This window comes from Ancylobacter sp. GW821-FHT10E12 (genome assembly GCF_058809335.1).
This window is the reverse complement of record NZ_JBXASN010000012.1, coordinates 171,248-188,883: the sequence shown is the minus strand read 5'-3', so window position 1 is coordinate 188,883 and position 17,636 is coordinate 171,248. Positions and strand designations below refer to the sequence as shown.

At 62.9% G+C, this 17,636-nt stretch carries 18 protein-coding genes and 1 pseudogene; 9 read left to right on the top strand and 10 right to left on the bottom strand.

All coding sequences use genetic code 11. The features are described 5' to 3' along the window. Positions 1 to 174: 174 nt before the first annotated feature. The 5 genes from AC1RU4_RS17555 to AC1RU4_RS17535 are packed head-to-tail and all read right to left on the bottom strand — an operon-like array spanning position 175 to position 3,489. On the bottom strand, positions 175 to 1,077 hold the full coding sequence (locus AC1RU4_RS17555) for a lytic transglycosylase domain-containing protein (RefSeq protein WP_492892404.1): 903 nt from the start codon (positions 1,075 to 1,077) through the stop codon (positions 175 to 177). Between the two features lie 3 nt (positions 1,078 to 1,080). Continuing rightward, entirely contained in the window at positions 1,081 to 1,407 is a 327-nt protein-coding gene (locus AC1RU4_RS17550) for a DUF736 domain-containing protein (protein WP_492892403.1), read from the bottom strand. Positions 1,408 to 1,445: 38 nt separating this feature from the next. Then, positions 1,446 to 1,991 carry a S26 family signal peptidase gene (locus AC1RU4_RS17545; RefSeq protein WP_492892402.1) on the bottom strand — a complete coding sequence of 182 codons (546 nt, stop codon included), beginning with the start codon at positions 1,989 to 1,991 and terminating at the stop codon, positions 1,446 to 1,448. Continuing rightward, positions 1,988 to 2,506, bottom strand: a complete 519-nt coding sequence (locus AC1RU4_RS17540; protein WP_492892401.1) for a DUF2840 domain-containing protein — start codon at positions 2,504 to 2,506, stop codon at positions 1,988 to 1,990. Before AC1RU4_RS17540 ends, AC1RU4_RS17545 begins: the two co-directional genes overlap by 4 nt. Then, positions 2,503 to 3,489 carry a replication initiator protein A gene (locus AC1RU4_RS17535; protein WP_492892411.1) on the bottom strand — a complete coding sequence of 329 codons (987 nt, stop codon included), beginning with the start codon at positions 3,487 to 3,489 and terminating at the stop codon, positions 2,503 to 2,505. The genes AC1RU4_RS17540 and AC1RU4_RS17535 overlap by 4 nt, the downstream gene beginning before the upstream one ends. Here AC1RU4_RS17535 and AC1RU4_RS17530 point away from each other — a divergent pair. Beyond that, positions 3,462 to 3,548 (top strand): annotated as a pseudogene (locus AC1RU4_RS17530) (DUF2285 domain-containing protein); the annotation flags it as partial. The gene AC1RU4_RS17535 and the pseudogene AC1RU4_RS17530 overlap by 28 nt on opposite strands. A gap of 48 nt (positions 3,549 to 3,596) precedes the next feature. On the opposite strand, the gene AC1RU4_RS17525 reads toward AC1RU4_RS17530, so the two are convergent. Next, a complete protein-coding gene (locus AC1RU4_RS17525; RefSeq protein WP_492892400.1) occupies positions 3,597 to 4,229 on the bottom strand; it encodes a TetR/AcrR family transcriptional regulator in 633 nt (210 codons plus the stop codon). A gap of 119 nt (positions 4,230 to 4,348) precedes the next feature. On the opposite strand from AC1RU4_RS17525, the gene AC1RU4_RS17520 reads away from it, so the two are divergent. Together AC1RU4_RS17520 and AC1RU4_RS17515 are read left to right on the top strand one after the other, a co-directional pair. Continuing rightward, positions 4,349 to 4,780 (top strand): tautomerase family protein, encoded by a 432-nt coding sequence (locus tag AC1RU4_RS17520; RefSeq protein ID WP_492892399.1) that lies wholly within the window; start codon positions 4,349 to 4,351, stop codon positions 4,778 to 4,780. Between the two features lie 2 nt (positions 4,781 to 4,782). Beyond that, positions 4,783 to 5,178, top strand: coding sequence for a VOC family protein (locus AC1RU4_RS17515; RefSeq protein ID WP_492892398.1), 396 nt, complete (start codon positions 4,783 to 4,785; stop codon positions 5,176 to 5,178). Between the two features lie 108 nt (positions 5,179 to 5,286). Here the strand turns inward: AC1RU4_RS17515 and AC1RU4_RS17510 are convergent, their stop codons facing one another. From AC1RU4_RS17510 to AC1RU4_RS17500, 3 genes are all read right to left on the bottom strand, one after another. Further along, entirely contained in the window at positions 5,287 to 5,784 is a 498-nt protein-coding gene (locus AC1RU4_RS17510; protein WP_492892397.1) for a DUF2285 domain-containing protein, read from the bottom strand. A gap of 76 nt (positions 5,785 to 5,860) precedes the next feature. Continuing rightward, complete coding sequence (locus AC1RU4_RS17505; RefSeq protein ID WP_377264445.1) at positions 5,861 to 6,076, bottom strand: transcriptional regulator domain-containing protein; 216 nt, start codon at positions 6,074 to 6,076, stop codon at positions 5,861 to 5,863. A 194-nt stretch (positions 6,077 to 6,270) separates the two neighbouring features. After that, on the bottom strand, positions 6,271 to 6,798 hold the full coding sequence (locus AC1RU4_RS17500; protein ID WP_492892396.1) for an antirestriction protein ArdA: 528 nt from the start codon (positions 6,796 to 6,798) through the stop codon (positions 6,271 to 6,273). A 344-nt stretch (positions 6,799 to 7,142) separates the two neighbouring features. Here AC1RU4_RS17500 and AC1RU4_RS17495 point away from each other — a divergent pair, with 344 nt between their 5' ends. The 5 genes from AC1RU4_RS17495 (at position 7,143) to AC1RU4_RS17475 (ending at position 13,266) form a co-directional block, all read left to right on the top strand. Further along, positions 7,143 to 7,709: a hypothetical protein gene (locus tag AC1RU4_RS17495; RefSeq protein WP_492892395.1), complete on the top strand. Its 567-nt coding sequence runs from the start codon at positions 7,143 to 7,145 to the stop codon at positions 7,707 to 7,709. Between the two features lie 14 nt (positions 7,710 to 7,723). Beyond that, positions 7,724 to 8,071 (top strand): hypothetical protein, encoded by a 348-nt coding sequence (locus tag AC1RU4_RS17490; RefSeq protein ID WP_492892394.1) that lies wholly within the window; start codon positions 7,724 to 7,726, stop codon positions 8,069 to 8,071. Further along, entirely contained in the window at positions 8,065 to 9,216 is a 1,152-nt protein-coding gene (locus tag AC1RU4_RS17485) for a hypothetical protein (protein ID WP_492892393.1), read from the top strand. The genes AC1RU4_RS17490 and AC1RU4_RS17485 overlap by 7 nt, the downstream gene beginning before the upstream one ends. 203 nt (positions 9,217 to 9,419) lie before the next feature. Further along, complete coding sequence (locus AC1RU4_RS17480) at positions 9,420 to 10,073, top strand: hypothetical protein (RefSeq protein ID WP_492892392.1); 654 nt, start codon at positions 9,420 to 9,422, stop codon at positions 10,071 to 10,073. Position 10,074: 1 nt separating this feature from the next. Beyond that, positions 10,075 to 13,266 carry an SIR2 family protein gene (locus AC1RU4_RS17475; protein WP_492892391.1) on the top strand — a complete coding sequence of 1,064 codons (3,192 nt, stop codon included), beginning with the start codon at positions 10,075 to 10,077 and terminating at the stop codon, positions 13,264 to 13,266. 105 nt (positions 13,267 to 13,371) lie between these two features. On the opposite strand, the gene AC1RU4_RS17470 is transcribed toward AC1RU4_RS17475, so the two are convergent. Beyond that, positions 13,372 to 14,952: a trypsin-like peptidase domain-containing protein gene (locus AC1RU4_RS17470; protein WP_492892390.1), complete on the bottom strand. Its 1,581-nt coding sequence runs from the start codon at positions 14,950 to 14,952 to the stop codon at positions 13,372 to 13,374. Between the two features lie 563 nt (positions 14,953 to 15,515). Between AC1RU4_RS17470 and AC1RU4_RS17465 the strand changes: the two genes are divergently transcribed. Next, on the top strand, positions 15,516 to 17,624 hold the full coding sequence (locus tag AC1RU4_RS17465) for a DEAD/DEAH box helicase (protein WP_492892389.1): 2,109 nt from the start codon (positions 15,516 to 15,518) through the stop codon (positions 17,622 to 17,624). Positions 17,625 to 17,636: the final 12 nt, after the last annotated feature.

The window sequence follows — 17,636 nt, the reverse complement described above, 5'->3', positions numbered from 1 at the left end:
CGAACTGCTGCCGTGGGCGTGGAAGAAGCAAGATCCCGTCAAGAGCTGACATCAGTGCAGCCCTCGGACGGATACCTTCGATCCTTTCTGCCCTTCCGGCCCGGTATGCAGCCAAGCGCAAACCTGCCTGCCTGCACACCGGAACGAGTGCTGCCGAGCGCGGGAACGCCACCTTCATGGCGTATCCCCGACGCTCGCGCGGGCCACAAAAATGCTGCCGGCCTGCGGCTCGGTAGCGGCGGGATCGCGCACCGGGACGGTCGCGCGGGCGTCACCGGATTGCGTGTCGGACGACGGCGCGATCGCAGCCCGGCTATCGTTCGGGCGAGTGACAAAAAGCGGCGCGTCGCGCCAATCGGGTGGCGGTGCCGGCTGTCGAACTGGCACGTCCGATGCCGCCGCGCCGCCAAGGACCGGCACAAGCGCGGCCACATAGGCGCGTGTCTCCGCAGGCAACGGACGGCCAGTCGAACGGTGCTCGTCGTAGCGTGCGGGGCCGGCATTGTAGGCCGCGAGCATCGCAGCGACGTTGCCGTAGCGATCCCACATCTCGCGCATGTAAGCGGTGCCTGCGAGGATGTTGTCGCGCGGTTGGTAGGGATCGCGGCCGCGCTGATAGCGAACGCGCAAGCCGGCCCAGGTGTCGGGCATCACCTGCATCAATCCCATCGCGCCGGCTGACGAAATCGCGCGCACATCACCCGCGCTCTCGGCGCGCAGCACGGCGCGAATCCAGCGTTCGGGGATGCCGAACCGTTGCGACGCCTCCGCGATGTGATCCGCATTGGGATCGGCGGCAACCGGGCGCGTGACCGGCGCGGATTGCGCGACCACAACGCCTGGTTCTGTGCAGACGGAAAGCGCCCCGGCCAGCAACAGAACAGCACAGCGCCACGCCGCCCTGTCTCCGCCACGCCGCCAGCCTGCCGGCGTGCTCGCTCCGGTAAAGGCTGCGCGCGAAGCGCCGGCCGGGGGCTGCCCCTGACCTTCGCTGTGCACGCCGGCCGTCCGGGCGTCGAGCGGGACGAAGGGATGAGACGGATTTCCCGCGAACAAAGGGATGACCGGGAAAGGCATCGTTCAATCCCGCTCTTCGCGCGGGCGCAGCCGTTTCCACGACAGCCGGAAGGTCCGCCCTTCGTCGTCGGCCTGGAACAGCGCCGGGCGGAACAGCGCGGGAAAAAGCGGGCTGTCGATCTCCAGGGCGATGTAGTCTCCGGCACGTTCGCCGACACGTTTCCAGGCTCCGCCGATGTCGGGTCCGTCCTCGTCATCGAGGTGGATGCGGAAATCCGGCGCGTTCTCGGCATCGCTCGGCTCGATGAGCGTGATTGCCTCGTCGATGCCGAACAACCGGACGCGGCCGGCATAGCCGTTGGCGGTGGGCTCAAAGATATTGGCAGGCATTGTCAGTCTCCTTGCGGTTGGTCGAGGAAAGCGCACAGTCAGTGCGTCGGCGCGCGCCACTCGTAGCGGCCGTCGCCGTCTTCATCGGTCCAGAGTGGGACCGCTCGGCCGATGACGGAGCTTGCGGGGATGGGTCCGAAGTAACGGCCGTCCAGGCTGTCGCGGACCTCCCAGTTCATGAGGAAGATTTCGCCGGTGGCGATGTCGCGGCAGCCTTGCCAGACGGGCAGTTCGCGGCCGATCCGGTCGCGCTCCAGCGCCTCGCCCATCTCGATCCCGTCCACCGTGATCGTGCGACGGGTGCGGCAAACCCGTTGCCCAGGTAGGCCAAGGACACGCTTCAACAGCGGCACGCCGCGCCCCACATAGCCGCGCTCGACCATGAACGCGGCGAGCGGTTCGGGCGGCATGACGACGACCAACTCGGGCACCACGATCCGGTCGGCCGGCTCGATGGTGTAGAAGCCGATGGGTGCGCTGGCGGTCGCGTTCCAGATCAGCTTGGTCGGTGTGGGGATGAACGCCGCGATGGCGACGCCCATCGCGGCGAAATACGTCACCATGACGTAGCCGAAGCGCGTCATGGCGCGATCCTCCGACGCCCGATCCACGCGGCGTGCCGCTCCGGCGTGTAGGCGCTCGGCTCCAGATTGGCGGTCAGGCGATTGTGGGCGTGCCGCCAGTAGTCCTGCGACACGTCGGCCGGGTCGAGGCCGAGCGTTTCCACGGCGTCGATGACGGCAAGTGCGCGCTGCACCTTCGGCCAGCCGTCAAGCCGCAACAGGATGTCGCCGCCGGGCCGGACGAACGACAACGTCTGGAACGGCTCGCCTCGGCAGGCGGCGCGCACGATGTCGATGCGCGAGATGACCGTGTCGTGCTCGCCCGCCGCCCAGCGGACGAAGGCGAAAATGCTGTCCGGCGCGAAGCCGACGACGCTGCGGCGGCGGTCGATGATCTGTTCGTAGCTCTTGCGGCCGAAGCGTATCCAGTGCTCGACCTTCTGCTTCTGGAAGGTCAGTTCGACCAGTGTTGTGAAGGGCGCGGGTCCGTCCAACAGCGGACGGCCGTGCGCGCTGCGAGGGGCGCGACGGGTCATTGTTCGTCTCCGGGAATCGGCTGGGGACTGCGCGGACGCACCGCGTCGAGCGCGGGCGATGGCTCGCCCCTTCGCGCGGCGCCGGCACCACGGCTCGCGTGCGCGCGTGTCAAAGAAGAAGAGTTAGATTCTCTGTTAGAGTCTTCTATAGAGTGCGCGGCGCAATTTGCGCCCGATGTGCCGATACTGCGTGCGCCTGATGTGCCGATGGGTTTAACAGGCTTATCAACAGGCACTGTGGATTGTTTTTCTGGCCGCATGAGCAGCAATTCGCGGCCGTCTTCCCAAACGGTTTCGACGCGATAGCCGGGGAGACGCTGGCGAGCTGCGATTCTGCGCAGGTCGAGCGCGAAGTCGGACGGCCGCGCGAGGCTGCCGGATTTCTGATGGAGGTGGGAAACCTCGAAAGTCCAGCCTTCCGGCTGCAAGCCGGCGTGCTTGCGGGCAACGCGGTAAAGCCAGCGCTCGATGCCGCCCGTCAGCCGGAAATAGGCCGGGTCGATGGTGAGCACCAGCGAGCGGTCGATAACGCTGCTGTAGAACCATTCGGGCAGGACGAATTCCATGCCTTCGACGCGGCCGGCGCGCGTCGTCATTTCCTCCCACTCGTTGATCCATGAGAATTGCCGGCGACGCCAATGTGGGCCGTTGCGGATCGTGGTGGCGATAACGGTCGATTGCAGGCGCGCGAGCGCGGCCTTGAGCAGCAGGTATTGACGGTTGCCGGTCGGCCGCCCGATGGCGCGCAACAGATGATAGGGTGTGAAGCGGAAGAAGCGCGATGTGCGAAGGCCGTTGTTCTCGGCCGCGACGATCTGCGAGGCGGCCCATATCAGCACATCGGCGTCCCAAATGGTCGCCATGCCGTGCTCGGGCATCCCGAAAACCTGCACCTCGACATCGGCGGCGCGGTAGAGAATGGGTTTCGTGCGCGGCGTCTTCGCCAGGGAGAAGCTGGGAAAGCCACCTGGCGCGCGCTCAATGGCTCTCGCGCGAGGGCTACAGGCGAATTTTGGAACAGGCTGTCGCGGCCGAACGCTGACGTTACCGGCGCGCAACGCGACTTCCGGCCGATGTTTCACCAGGCGGGCTATCGAGCACGAGGAACTGGAACTCCAGTGTCCTTCTTGCGCTGCTCCGTTCCGGACAACGTAGCCTGCTCGATCAGATTTGCGATGCGTTCGGACAGCGCCGGATCGGAAACGGCGCGGGCCAACGTGACGCCGCCACTGAGTATAGCCAGCAGCAAGATCGCTTGGTCCTCTCGTGAGGCGTCGAATCGGCTCGGCACTGCACTCTCCGGCAGGCCGGCGGCGACTTCCTCGATGATGCGTTTTAATTCCACGGTGTAGGCGCTTCGCGTTTCATCGTCCGCACGCATCACGTCGGGGGACAGGCTTGGCAAGGCACAGCTCTCGCCGAGGTCGCAGGTCCGCTTGTAGCCGAGATAGTAACCGACGAAAGTTTTCAGCCAGTCTCCCGGCTGATCGGCCTTGAGTGCCGCGATCCCCTGCTGCAACTCTTCCAGCCCCGACAGAACGGCGGTGCGGAAGGCTTCGCTCTTGGACTTGAAGTGTCCGTAGAAAGCGCCGTTGGTCACGCCTGCCGCCTTCGTCAGTGCATCGATGCCGGCACCGCCATAGCCTTCCTTACGGAAAATCTGTCCGGCAGCCGCAACGACACGCGCACGGGTTTCCTGTTTGTGTTCGGTGCTGTAGCGCATGGTCAATTCCATTGAGAGGGATCGCTCTTTATCTCTTGCTGAGAGAGCGAACGACGTGTAAGCATAGAGAGTGATCGGTGTATATAGACCACCGTCACAATTCAGACAAGGAGAGACCCATGCCCATCACGCTCACCGTGCCCGACGGCCTGCTTTCATCCGAAGAGCAGGCACAAGCCTTTGCCGGACTGACGGACGCACTCTTGGAGGCTGCCGGCCTGACCGGAAATGCCTTCATGTCCGCGAACATCATCGGGTCGATCAACGTCCTCCCGAAGGAGCATGTGCTTGCCGCTGGAAAGCCAATCGCAGCAGCCTTTATAGAACTCAAGCTGCCGGAGATCGCGCTGGCAACGCCCGAGACGAAACAGGCCTTCATCGAAAAGGCCACCGATGTCGTCGAAAAAGCTGCCGGAGGACGGCTCAAGCGCGAACACATCTGGTCGAACATTGTCTATGCGCCGGAAGGGGCCTGGGGCATCGCCGGACGGAGCTACCGCAACGCCGATCTCGTTGACGCCATCACGGGCGCATCGGCGCAACGGGGTTAGCCATGCAGCTTGCCAACTATCTGTTTTTCACCACGCAGTGTGAAGACGCGCTCGCCTTCTATACGGAATGTGGACTCGGCCGGGTTACTGAACTGATACACCACGGCGCTCATGGCATACCCATCGCCACGGAGTCCATGCAGGGCAAGGTGATGCACGCGCGCTTCGAGGGGCCGGGTATCCTGTTCTTTGCTTCGGACAATCACGATGCCGAGCCGATGCGAGGGTCCGCCCATATGCTGATCGTGGATGACCGCGACAGCACCGGCAGGCTGTTTGCCCGCTTGGCCGAGGCCGGTCGGATAACCACGCCGCTCGCGGACCAGCCCTGGGGGAGCTACTATGGCAAACTCACCGACCGCTTCGGCGTTCAATGGATGCTGAATTGTCTTGCGTAAACGCTCTTGGCATCAGCGATGCGCATAGGCGAGGTCTGTCCAAAACACATGCGGTAATCGGCGGTTTTTGCATAGTTATCGCGCAGAATATCGCGCTGTAGCGGACAATCAGCGGCTACTAGTCGGCGATTTGATCGGATAGTGCAGCAGCAGGCGGTAGCCGCCCCTCATCATGTTCAGGCCGTGGGCGACCAGACGCCGGGCTTGATTCTTGCGCGGATCGACCTCCCAATCTTCCTTGGTCCCGCGAAAGCCGAGCAGGACTTCCGCGATGATCCGGTAGCTCTCGCCGCGCAAGCGGGCATCGAGCGCGCGTAGGGACATGATGTGAAACTGGCGGAGCTGGGCCGGCATCGCGCGGAAGTCCGGCCCTGGCGCTCGCCCGTTGAGGGATCGCCAGAGACGGCGAGCGGCATGGGCGCGAAGCTCCATGAAGAAATCCATCGGAAGGGATACGGCGTAGAAGGCAGCTGCGTCGGGCACCGCCTCGGGTAGCCAGAATTGATGGCTGACGCCGCCGACATGCCAAATGCCATGCCACCCATCGACTGCGTGCCGCAGGTCGAGGCCGGACAGATGCGCCAGCGTCACGACAGGTTCTGCCATCCCCTCGGGATGCTGCACCGGGGACAGGAGAACCGCTTGCGGCTGGAGGCTCGGAATCCAGAACAGGGATTGTCGATCAGCGAGGGTTTCGGGGTCGCACGGGAAATCGCAACCCCCAGCGCTGCGAGAACGTCTCAAGTTGCTTCCCCGGCGGTTTCTTCGCGTGGGAAATTATCTGGAAGTCGCGGTGATAATCTTCATGGCGACGAAGATACTCCCATGCGAAACCAGCGGGGGGAATGCTTTTTGCGTGCCCGTAAGCTACCGGCGCACGCCAATCAATGCTTAGCATTGGCGCACCTCTCTACTCGGGCGCGCGACGCAACGCCCGGCTAGAGAGTTTCCGAAACTGTCATCAATAAAAGTAGTTGGAATTTCATGAAACGTTGTTCGCGCCGGACGCATGCTTATATCTATTTTCTTAGCAATGCTTCTGTGATTCTGCGAGCTGGGTGGAGCCTCGCGTTGCCGCCCCAGGCAATGCGCTCACCTTTTGGAAAAGACATGCACCTCATCGTGCGCGGTCTCTATCGTGAAGAACTCGCCGCCCATTTCGGCATCGCGCGCCATGGCCTCCCAATCAATATAGTAGCGTAGGGCCTCGGGGATCGTGATGCTCTCGGTGGTCACTTCCTCCATGAAGTCGGCGAGGCTGGCGAACTGGCCATGATAGCAGTCCTGCAAGGCGATCTCGGCCTGGTCGATGTCGTCGGTGAACTGCTCCAGAAGACCCGCGCCTAGCGCGCCATGCTCGGCGATGAAAGCGCCCATCTGCGCAACGGTCGCGATGCTGGCATATTCCCGGATGGTGACGCCCTCGAAACCCTCATAGTCGTGGATGGCGTATTCCTCCGCGCCCTTGATGGGGGAACGCGCGAGCATCGCGGCAATCTCGTCCCTGATCTCGCCGGCGTCCTGATCCGCGTCAATCCAGGCACCATGCAGATAGCCATTATTGTAGGCGGCGAGGCACGCAACATAGATACGGGGGTTGCTGTCGGCTGCGTTTGTCATGTTCGGCTTCCTTGGTTCTGGGTTGGAGCGCAGCGCTGCGCTGCAACCCTGGCCGTCGCCGAGACCGGGGGGTGCAAGGTGCAAGGGCGGTGGGGCGGAGGGGAATCACCCGCCCTGCACGAAACGAAGTGTAGGAAGGCCGGGGAAACCGTCCCTGCCGAGCGTCAACGATCCCTTGCACTGCGCCAGGGGGCAGCGCCCCCAAGCACTCTGCCCGGCATGATCGAAAGCGGGGCAGCCACATCGGTTCGGCGTGTCGAAAGATCATTCGCCAGACTCTCAGATAGCTGCCCTTGACTTCGTTGCGCCAATCATCCATATCTCACGTGTCACACGTGAGGAATATGACGTTGCGGATTGACTTTCAGAAGTTGGGCGGCGGCACGGTATTGGCGGGCGCGCTTCATGGCCGGAAGGTTCTGAATGAGTTGCTCTCCGCCACGGCTACTGAGCCGGTGGTTCCGGAGCCGGTGTTTCTCGATTTCGGGAAAGTAGATGTCGCAACGGCAAGTTTCTTGCGGGAAAGCGCAGTTGTCTTCCGAGAGCATGTGCGGGGACGTCGATCCACCTTTTATCCTGTGATTGCCAACGCCAACGACGATATCCGCGATGAGCTGTTAGAATTGGCGAAGAATCGGGGCGAAGCATTTCTCGTTTGTACGCTTGACGATAACAATTGTGTGGCAGGAACGACGCTGCTCGGCGAATTGAATCCGAAGCAAAAAGTTACATTTGATCTCATCCGCGAGCATAACGAAACGGATGCCGCTGAACTAATGCGCATTTATGGGGACCGCGAAGGCGTTACCCAGACAACAGCTTGGAACAATCGCCTCGCCGCCTTGGCCGCTCTCGGTCTGATTGTCGAGGTCAGTCAGGGCCGTAACAAGCGGTATCGCCCTCTTTTATAAGAAGGAACGCAGCCATGGGCGCGGATTTCATTCGGAAGGCCGCGAAGAGTTTTGAGAAAAGTTGGGACCGACGCCGCGTTGAGCTTGCGACGGCCGACCTCTTCACTCGACAACCGAGCTGCGCGGCGCGGACTGCGGAAGCCGATATCGTCAACAATGCCCACCTTCAGCCCGGCGAGGCCGTCACCGTCCAAGCAGCAGACAACGGCCTGATAGCTATGCGCGGCCTGAGTGTCGTGGCGCGCTTTCATAATCCTTCGACCGATCTTGTGGCGGCGGTGCGTTCCTCCTGCGGGGTCGCTAAGGGCACGGTCGAGCATGTGTATTCCCTCTCGGGAGTCGCGGAAATCGCAATATGCTGACGCCCACCCCCACAACCGAGCCGCAATCGCCGCGCAACCCGCGCCGCGAGCGCCGTCTCTGGCACGATAGCGAACGGTACGCTCCCTCTCTCGGGTGCCATGGTTGCCCCGAAAAGACCCTCTGCGGGGGCCTTTCGATCCGGCGCAACATGTTCTCATGCTTGGACTTCTGCTGCGGGAAACCGGAGCAGTGCGATGTCGTCTGCCGCCAGCATCCCGATTTTGCTCTGCGTGTACGGGAAGTCGGCGGCTTCGACATGAATACGGTTCCACGGACCGACCCCATACCATCGTCCGACTTGCCGGCGGTCGTTCCGATGGTCTTCCACCGGACGTCCCGGGCCTGCCCTTTCGATTCGCCGGCGACCGCACTCTCCCTCTATCAGTTATTCCATCGCCGAACCGGCCAACTCCGGTTCAGCAGCCGGAATGAGCTTCTTGAAACGTTCGGGCTGGCGCCCAACACTCGCCTTGTGCTGACGGGCACGGACCAGGACCCGCCTATCGAAGGATGGTGGAAGCTCAGTGAGGGACGCCGCCAGATCATCCGCGAGTTGCGTGACCTTGGCATCGAGCTCGCGACGACGCCTAACTACAGTCTTTTTATCGACCAACCCCGCTGGGATGACCTTCATGCGATGAAGCGTATCGGCTTGGTGCACGAGGAGTTTCAGTCGGAAGGCCTTCCCACCGCGCTCCACGTGAACGCCCGGACCGAAACGGACATGCAGCGCTGGACCGATTACATCGGCAGCCGGCCCGAAATCACTCACATCGCCTATGAATTCGCCACCGGTACCGGCTGGGCAGGGCGTCAAGAAATCCATGCGCGATGGCTGGCCGGAATGGCGGGCGCGATCGGGCGCCCCCTTCATCTCGTCGTTCGGGGCGGCATTGATGTCCTACCGATGCTGGCCAACGCCTTTGCCGGGGTGAGCTTGGTCGAGACGTCCATCTTCATGAAGACCATGAAGCGACGCCGCGCGGTCTTAGACGAAACGGGTACATTGAAGTGGGAATCGGCGTTGACACCAGCCGGTGCACTGCTCGATGCGCTGCTTGCGGAAAATTACGCAACCGTCGAGAGATGGCTGCGTCCACGCGCTACCTCCTCAAGTGTCGAGAGGCGCGTGGCTTTCGGATGACAGCGTCTCCGCCTGCCCTCCTTACCTTTGCCCAAGTCGACGATCTTGCTTTCGCGGCGGAGCGAGGGCGACTGGAGGGAGGCGTACCCGACGGCATCTGCTGGACAACCGGTGATCTTGGCCCCCTCATGGAGCTTAGTCACTTGGCTGCGGCTGGCTTTCTACCAGCTCCCGAGGCGGGGAGTTGGCTGAACCTTGATGGCATGACGGATTTCTATCGTGCCATGATCGACGGCAAGCAGCAGTGGTTACGTACGGATAGCCGTGACTTCGGTTTTCTTCGGACTGAGGCTCGACCACCGACCGATACCACCACATGGACCGCCTTTGGTGTGGCTGCCCAGAAAGCCGCTGTAGCAGCGGGCTTTGCAAACAAAGTCGCAGGACAGTTGGTTGGTACGATCCTAGAAATGCAGAGCAACATTTACGAGCACTCCGAGGCGTCGCAGACCGGGATGCTGATCTTCCGCACCGCGCCCGGCGTGTTTGAATTCGTTGCGGTTGATCGAGGGATCGGGGTGCTGGAAAGCCTTTGCAGCGGCGCCGCGCACGCAAGCCTCGCGGACCACGGAACAGCCCTGCAACTGACGCTGACGGAAGGCTGCTCGCGCTTTGGCGATGGTATCGGCCGAGGCATGGGCTTCCGACCCTTATTCGTCGGCCTGGCAAATCTTCGCGGTTCCCTTCGATTCCGCTCGGGAGACCACGCCCTGACCATCGACGGCGACCACCCCACCTTGGTCATGGCGCGCCTCGCCCAGAAGCCGCCCCTATACGGATTCCTCGCTTCGATCCGCTGCACCATTGATACAGGAATCTCGGCGATCCGCGAGGCTTCCCAAACGATAGGCGCCTAACATGACTGCGGAGCCGCTCAAATCAGCCGTATGTGAGGAAGATATCGCACTTTCCCTCGACGCTTTCGTCCGATCTATTGGCGTCAGGCGGGCGACTTCACATGCGTTCTTTCTAGGGGCGGGCGCATCTGTCAGTTCCGGCATCCCATCGGCGCAAGCTTGCATATGGGAGTGGAAACGAGACCTCTTCCTCACCAACAACCCCGGTCTTGAAGAACAGTTCGCCGAGCTATCGCTGCCCAGCGTGCAGCGCCGCATACAGCAGTGGCTAGACGCGCAGGGCATGTACCCACAGGACGGGGCAGCCGACGAGTATGGCTTTTATATCCGCGCCTGCTTTCCCATCGCCGACGACCGCCGCGCCTTCTTTCAGGAAAAAGTGCGCGGCGCGCAGCCGCATATCGGCTACCGGCTTTTGTGCCATCTCGCCAAGGCCGATCTTGTCCGCTCCGTCTGGTCTACGAACTTCGACGGGCTGCCCGCGCGCGCGGCCGCGAATTTCAGCCTCACGCCTTTCGAGATCGGGATCGACACGCAGGGCCGCGTCGCCCGTCCAGCGAACGCGGGCGAGTTGCTGTGCGTCTCGCTCCATGGCGACTACCGGTACGATGAACTCAAGAACACACCCGAGGAACTCCAGCGCCAGGAAGAGGCCCTGCGCTGCGCTCTGATCGACGAGTTGCGCCAGCGGACCCTGATCGTCTGCGGCTATAGTGGACGCGACGACTCCATCATGGAAGCCCTTCATGCTGCCTGCGCAGAGCAGGGTACAGGCGCACTGTATTGGTGCGGCTACGGCGATGGCGATGGTCCCGAGCCGATTACCGGCCTGATCGCTCACGCGAGAGCGCACGGCAGGCAGGCCTTCTATGTTCCCGCACTCGGCTTCGACGATTTAATGACCCGGCTTGCACTGCATTGCCTTGAGGGCGAGCGGCGCGAGGCGGCGCGCAAGGACATTGCCACGCTCGCCCCAGCCGACCTTCTCGCGCGAGCGCCGTTTCAGGTGGCGGAGCATCGCGCGAACACCCTCATCAAGAGCAACGCTTTCGAGATCGATTGTCCGGCGGAGGTGCTTTCCTTCGATCTCGCCGCCTGGCCATCGGAGAAGGTCTGGTCATGGGTGCGGGAGCAGACCGGCGCGCGCCCGGTCGTCGCAGTGCCTTTCAAGGGGAAGATTCTCGCGCTCGGCACGGTGGACGAGATCAAGGATTGCTTCGGCGAGAACATCAAAGGGCCGGTCGAGAGAACACCGGTCAGTCCCGACGAGTTGCGCTTCGAGGACGGCGCGATTGTGGGCCTAATGCGCGAAGCATTCGTGCGCTCAATGGCGCAGGCCGCCGAGGTCGAGACAGACGGCCAGTCCGAGCTTTGGCTGAAAACGCCGCTCAAGAAGGTGCGGCAGGACAATGTGCAGTGCCATGCACATGAATCGGTCATCGTGTTTCTGCGCCGCGTCGGTGGCACGCAGTACGTTGTCCTCAAGCCGTCAATCAAGGTGCTGGATCAGAACGGAGCGGAAGTGCCCCACGAGGTCGCTGGGCCGGTCAAGCTCGGCATTCTCGGCTACCAGCACAACAAGCCTTTCAACACTGCCATGAACAAGTGGCGCGGTCTGCTCTTCCCGAAGGAAAAGCCGTCCTCTTTCGAGTTCCCGAGCGGCGCAGGATCAAGCTTCAAGTTTCGCGTTCACCGCTCCCCGGTCTTCGCGCAGATCGGCCTGCCGCACGGCGGGCGAGCCGCCAATATCACGCAAAACCTTCGTCCCCTTATCAAATACAAGGGCCTTGAACTGGCCGAGCCGACCCTTGTATTCTGCGACAAGCGCGGAACCGGTACAAACACCGACACGCATCCGGTGCGTGGCCTCGCAGCGAGCCGCCCCTTCGATTATCCGCTCACGCTCAAGGGGCTTGTGCCGTCGCTGCGCATCGGCGTGATTTGCCCGCGCTCCGAAGCGCCGCACGTACGCGGCTATCTTCAAAAGGCGAATGAGGGACACCATCCCGCCGACTCGGAGCGTGACTACCTCGTCGATTATCCAGGCTTCCAGCAGGCCTACGGCCTGCCCATCGAGATTCCCGAACCAGGAGCGCCGGGATGGGCTTATTGCGCGGAGCCTTCGAGCACCGGTGGCCACACGGGCGCGCTATCGGTCGCACAGCAGATCACGGGCGCTCTTGAAGCGCTGCGCTCCTCCTATGCGCCGCATGTCGTGCTCGTTTTCTTTCCGCGCCGCTGGGATCATTTGCGCGGCTACCGCGACGAGCACGAGCGGTTCGACGTGCATGATTTCGTGAAGGCCTACGCCGTCCAACGCGGAGTCGCGACGCAATTCCTGACCGAGGATACGCTCTCGGATACCCAGCAGTGCCGCGTGTGGTGGTGGCTGTCGCTCGCGCTTTATGTCAAGGGAATGCGCACGCCGTGGGTGCTTGACGGCCTCGACGAAGACGCGGCCTATGTCGGGCTTGGGTTCAGTATCGATCGGAACGCCGCGAAGGGCAATCACATCGTTTTAGGGTGCAGCCACATCTACAGCGCGCGAGGCGAGGGTCTGCAATACCGGCTGAGCAAGGTTGAGAACCCCATCATGAGGGGCAAGAACCCCTTCATGTCGCGGGACGACGCCCGCCGCACCGGAGAAACCATTCGTCAGCTTTTCTTCGACGCGCGCATGAAGCTCCCTCGGCGCGTGGTGCTGCACAAGCGCACGCCGTTTCTGAAGGAGGAGCGCGAAGGGTTGCTCGACGGGCTCGGCGGCATTGCCGCCATCGACATGCTGGAAATCGTCGAAGATCACGCCCTTCGCTACGTCGCGTCGATGCCACGCCGTGACGGCACCATCGATGAGGATAATTACCCGGTACGGCGGGGCACCGTGATGAAGCTCGACGACTTCACAGCCTTGCTGTGGGTCCATGGAGCTACCGCCGCCGTCAATCCGAGCCTAAAGTACTTTCAGGGCAAGAGGCGTATTCCCGCACCGCTTACGGTCCGGCGTCATGCAGGCATTACACCTCTCGACCAATTATCTGCAGAGATACTTGGACTTTCCAAGATGAACTGGAACACGTTCGACCTTTACACCAAACTTCCGGCGACGCTTCAGTCCTCCAGTGAAATTGCCCGTATCGGCTCGCTACTCCAGCGGTTCGGCGCGGCGTCATACGATTATCGCCTCTTCATCTAATAACTGGGAGCATCGAACCTCCTCCGATGATCTCAGTGATGCTAGGGGCCATTTGAGCTCCTTGGGCTATCCGCTGGCCGATACCTACCCATCTGCACCTAGAAGTTATTCGGCGAGCCAATCGTTCAGCATCTCAATTCGGATAGCGAAGTCCCGACCTTCACCAGGGCCGCCTTTGTGAATGATTCCCGCGACCGCATTGTTATCGTCGAGGAGAGGGCCGCCGGACATTCCTTGCGACAGCTTCTGTGTGACCTCGATCAGCTTGACACCATGTTTGACAGGTAGCGAACTCACCTTCCCATCCCGGACATTTAGCCTGTCGCCTGGGCCAAAGCTTGGATAGCCGACAGCAACCAGCCCTTCACCGACCACAACGGAATGGTTCGACTGCTCAAGTTCGAAATACTCGGTAGCCGGGATTGCATGTGCGAGAATAGCAAGGTCACGAGTCTCGTCGCGCTTGAGTACTTTCGCCTTGAAGGCGTTAGACGGCTTGGTCGGATGGTAGACCTCGACTTCTTCCACGCCCGCGACGCAATGGGCAGCAGTGACCAAGCCGACGTCCCTGAGGAAAAAGGCGCTGCCCTGCGCCATTTCGCCCTCGAAATGCTCGACAACCCATACAGCCCTGTCGCGGACCTCAGCCGCAGTCGGTGTCACCTCGATCTTACGCTCCGGGAAACTAGCGTTGAATCGAACCGCAATCGATCGAAATACGGGGTCAGATTGGCCCCGGATGTGTCGGAGCCAAGTGATTTTCCCCTCAAGATGTTTACCTAGATCGGATGTACCGCCATGACTGCTCTCAAATTTTTCCTGCGCAGCTTTCTTTCCCAGAGTCTCCACTGAATAAAGTGCTGCTCGAATATTCCGGACATAGCGGCGGTCAACATTGAGCAGCTCGTTAATCTTGAGCCCCGTGACCATTCGACGCGAGTGCCGGTCGGCATAGTGTGCCTTGTCGGGGTTTATCGCAAATCCGTTGGTAACGATAATATTGCGGAAGGCTGGGGCAAGCAGATCAGGGGCGAAATGCCCCGAGGGCGGGACCGCCCCCTCGAACAGCGCCGTCATGGGCTGGTGACTCGAAAGTGTGATGTCGTCCGCGTAGCGCGTGTAGATGCACCGCGAAGTCTTTGCGAAGGCAAGTAGCTCCTTATCTAAGCGAAAGCAGATCATGTTGGAGAGGACGGGACTCGTCGGAGCGCCCTGCGGCAAGTGAGCGTTGTGACAGCACAGTCGGCCAATGATGCTCGCCAGCCGGCTTTCGATGCCAACGGATTCAAGGACTCCAGTGATCCGATTCTCGGTGATTGAGGGAAAGAAATCCTTTAGATCGATGTTGAGCACGAAGCGCTTACGCAGGTGCGCTAGAGCGTTGGTCTTCACTGACTTTCCCGCAACAAAGCCATGGACTGGATTCCGGACTCGATAGAGCTGGTCGAGCAGCGGGGCAATCTGTCGGTGAAGGTACTTGAGGCGCTTGTCAGGCGCGTTGATGATCCTAGGCTTGCCTTTCTTCCTGGCGATCTCGAACTGGTGGTACATGCGGCCGCGAAACCACCAGATTTTTTTCAGTTCCTCGGCTGATAGGCTCAGGTAGGTAAGAAGTGCCTCTTCACTAGCCAACTCGGGAGGTATCGCGACTCGGACAGCAGGGATGCCAAAAAAGGACGACGGCACGAGGTCTCCCCCTCCAATCACGCCATGTGTCGCATAGTGGATATGGCGCGCACGATATGTGCAGACATTAGCTCTTACGCCGCAGTTACTACAGCGCGTATGCGAGGGGAGACCTCGCGGGAGGATGTCTATCAGCAAGCCGGCGTGTCATCCAGTGTCGCCGTAACTGTCAGTTGGACGACGTGTTTGCGATTCATCCAGCATCTGCCTTCTGAAAGCGGCAGATGTCGGCCGGCCATCCAATCGAAGAGCAATGCATTCTCGACATAAAGCTCTTGCAATTTCAGAGCGTTATGCCGATCTTTCAAGCTCAGCTTTGTAGGGCTATAGCGTAAACATAGTTCTCCGTTTCATCGCGCTCCGTCTCCGCCATTCACCTCGATCAGCCGATGTCCGTGCCGACCACCGGTCCTTCCGGGTTGCGCCGCCTCGTTGGATCATTTCCCGGCGACCGTGCTATCAGGGCGCTCGCTCGACTAAACATCATGTCCCCGACCCCATCCGAAGGCTCCTGCTCGACGCCTGACGACATTGCCAGATAGGCGGAACCAGCCGTGCCCTTCATGACCACCAATCCTGCGCTCGCGCGTGCCTTGACCGAGCGCGACTACAACGACCCGACGCCGGTGCAGCTTGCCGTGCTGGCCCCCGATGCGGCGGGGCGCGACCTGCTGGTCTCCGCGCAGACCGGCTCCGGCAAGACCGTCGCCTACGGCCTCGCCATGGCCGAGACGCTGCTCGGCACCGAGGAGCGCTTCGCCCCGGCCACGGTGCCGCAGGCGCTGGTCGTCGCCCCCACCCGCGAGCTGGCGCTGCAGGTCCAGCGCGAGTTCACCTGGCTCTACGCGGCGACGGGCGCGCGCATCGTCTCCTGCGTCGGCGGCATGGATCCGCGCCAGGAGCAGCGCCTGCTCAACCAGGGCGCCCACATCGTCGTCGGCACGCCCGGACGCCTGCGCGATCATCTGGAGCGCGGCCGGCTCGACATCTCGGCGCTGCGGGTCGCCGTGCTCGACGAGGCCGACGAGATGCTCGACCTCGGCTTCCGCGAGGATCTCGAATTCATCCTCGACGCCACGCCGCCGGAGCGGCGCAGCCTGCTGTTCTCCGCCACGCTGCCGCGCGGCATCACCGCGCTCGCCAAGCGCTACCAGCGCGAGGCGCTGCGCATCGAGGTGGCGAGCGCCGAGGGCGGCCATGCCGACATCGAGTACCGCGCCATCCGCGTGGTGCCGACCGAGGTCGAGCACGCCGTCGTCAACGTGCTGCGCTCCGTCGACACGCCGAGCGCCATCGTGTTCTGCAACACCCGCGAGGCGGTGCGCCACCTGCACGCAACGCTGCAGGAGCGGCAATTCTCCGCGGTGGCGCTGTCCGGCGAGCTCAGCCAGAACGAGCGCAACCACGCGCTGCAGGCCTTGCGCGACGGCCGGGCGCGGGTCTGCGTCGCCACCGACGTGGCGGCGCGCGGCATCGACCTGCCGAGCCTCGGCCTCGTCATCCATGCCGACCTGCCGAAGGATGCCGAGAGCCTGCAGCACCGCAGCGGCCGCACCGGCCGTGCCGGCCGCAAGGGCGTGAGCGTGCTGCTGGTGCCGCCGTTCCGCCGCCGGCGCACCGAGGAGCTGATGCGGGGGCTGGGCATCGTGCCGACCTGGTCGGGGCCGCCGACCGCCGACGACATCCGCAAGCTCGACCACGAGCGGATGCTGCGCGACCCGCTGCTCACCGAGGAGCCCGGCGAGGAGGATCTGGCCGCCGCCGGCACGCTGCTGGCCGCGCATTCGGCCGAGCATCTGGCGGCGGCGCTGGTGCGGCTCTACCGCGCCGGCCTGCCGGCCCCGGAGGAGGTCGCCGATCCCGGCGAGCCGCGCACGGCGCGCGAACGCGCCCCGCGCGCGTTCGACGGAGCGCCGGACGCCGGCGGCAGCACCTGGTTCCGCCTGAATATCGGCCGCCGCAACAATGCCGATCCGAAATGGCTGCTGCCGCTGATCTGCCGGCGCGGGAACGTGACGCGCAAGGATATCGGCGCCATCCGCATCTTCGACGAGGAGACCGCCTTCGAGGTCGGCCTCGCCGCCGCCGACCGCTTCGGCAAGGCGGTGCGCAAGGCGGAGGGGGCCGACGCGGTCATCGAACCGATGCCCGGCGGCCCGCCGGCGGAGCGCCCCAGCCGCGGCAAGCCGGCCTACGACAAGCCGCGTGGCAAGCCGGCCTATGAGAAGGCGCCGCGCGAGAAGGCGCCCTACGGCTCGACGCCGCGCGAGAAGGCCGCAGATGACAAGCCGGCCCGCGAGAAGCCGGCTTACGAGAAGCCGTTCCGGGACAGGCCGGATCGCGACCGGCCGGCCGGTGACAAGCCGTTTCGCGAGAAGCCCTTTCGCGACACGTCGGAGGCGGGCAAGCCCGCATACGCCAAGAAGGCCTATGCCAAACCCGCTCATGGTGCGCCGGCTCATGGTGCGCCGAGTTATGACAAGCCGGCTTATGCCAAAGCCGCCTATGCCAAACCCGCTCATGCGAAGCCGGTCGATGGCAAGCCCGCCTATGACAAGCCGCGCAAGCCGAAGCCGGCGGGTCCGGGCGCCGGCGAGCGCGCGCCCGGTCGGGCGCGCCCGACCACGTTCGAAGGCAAGCCGAAGGGCAAGAAGCCGCCACGTCGCACCTGAGCGTCGCCGTCC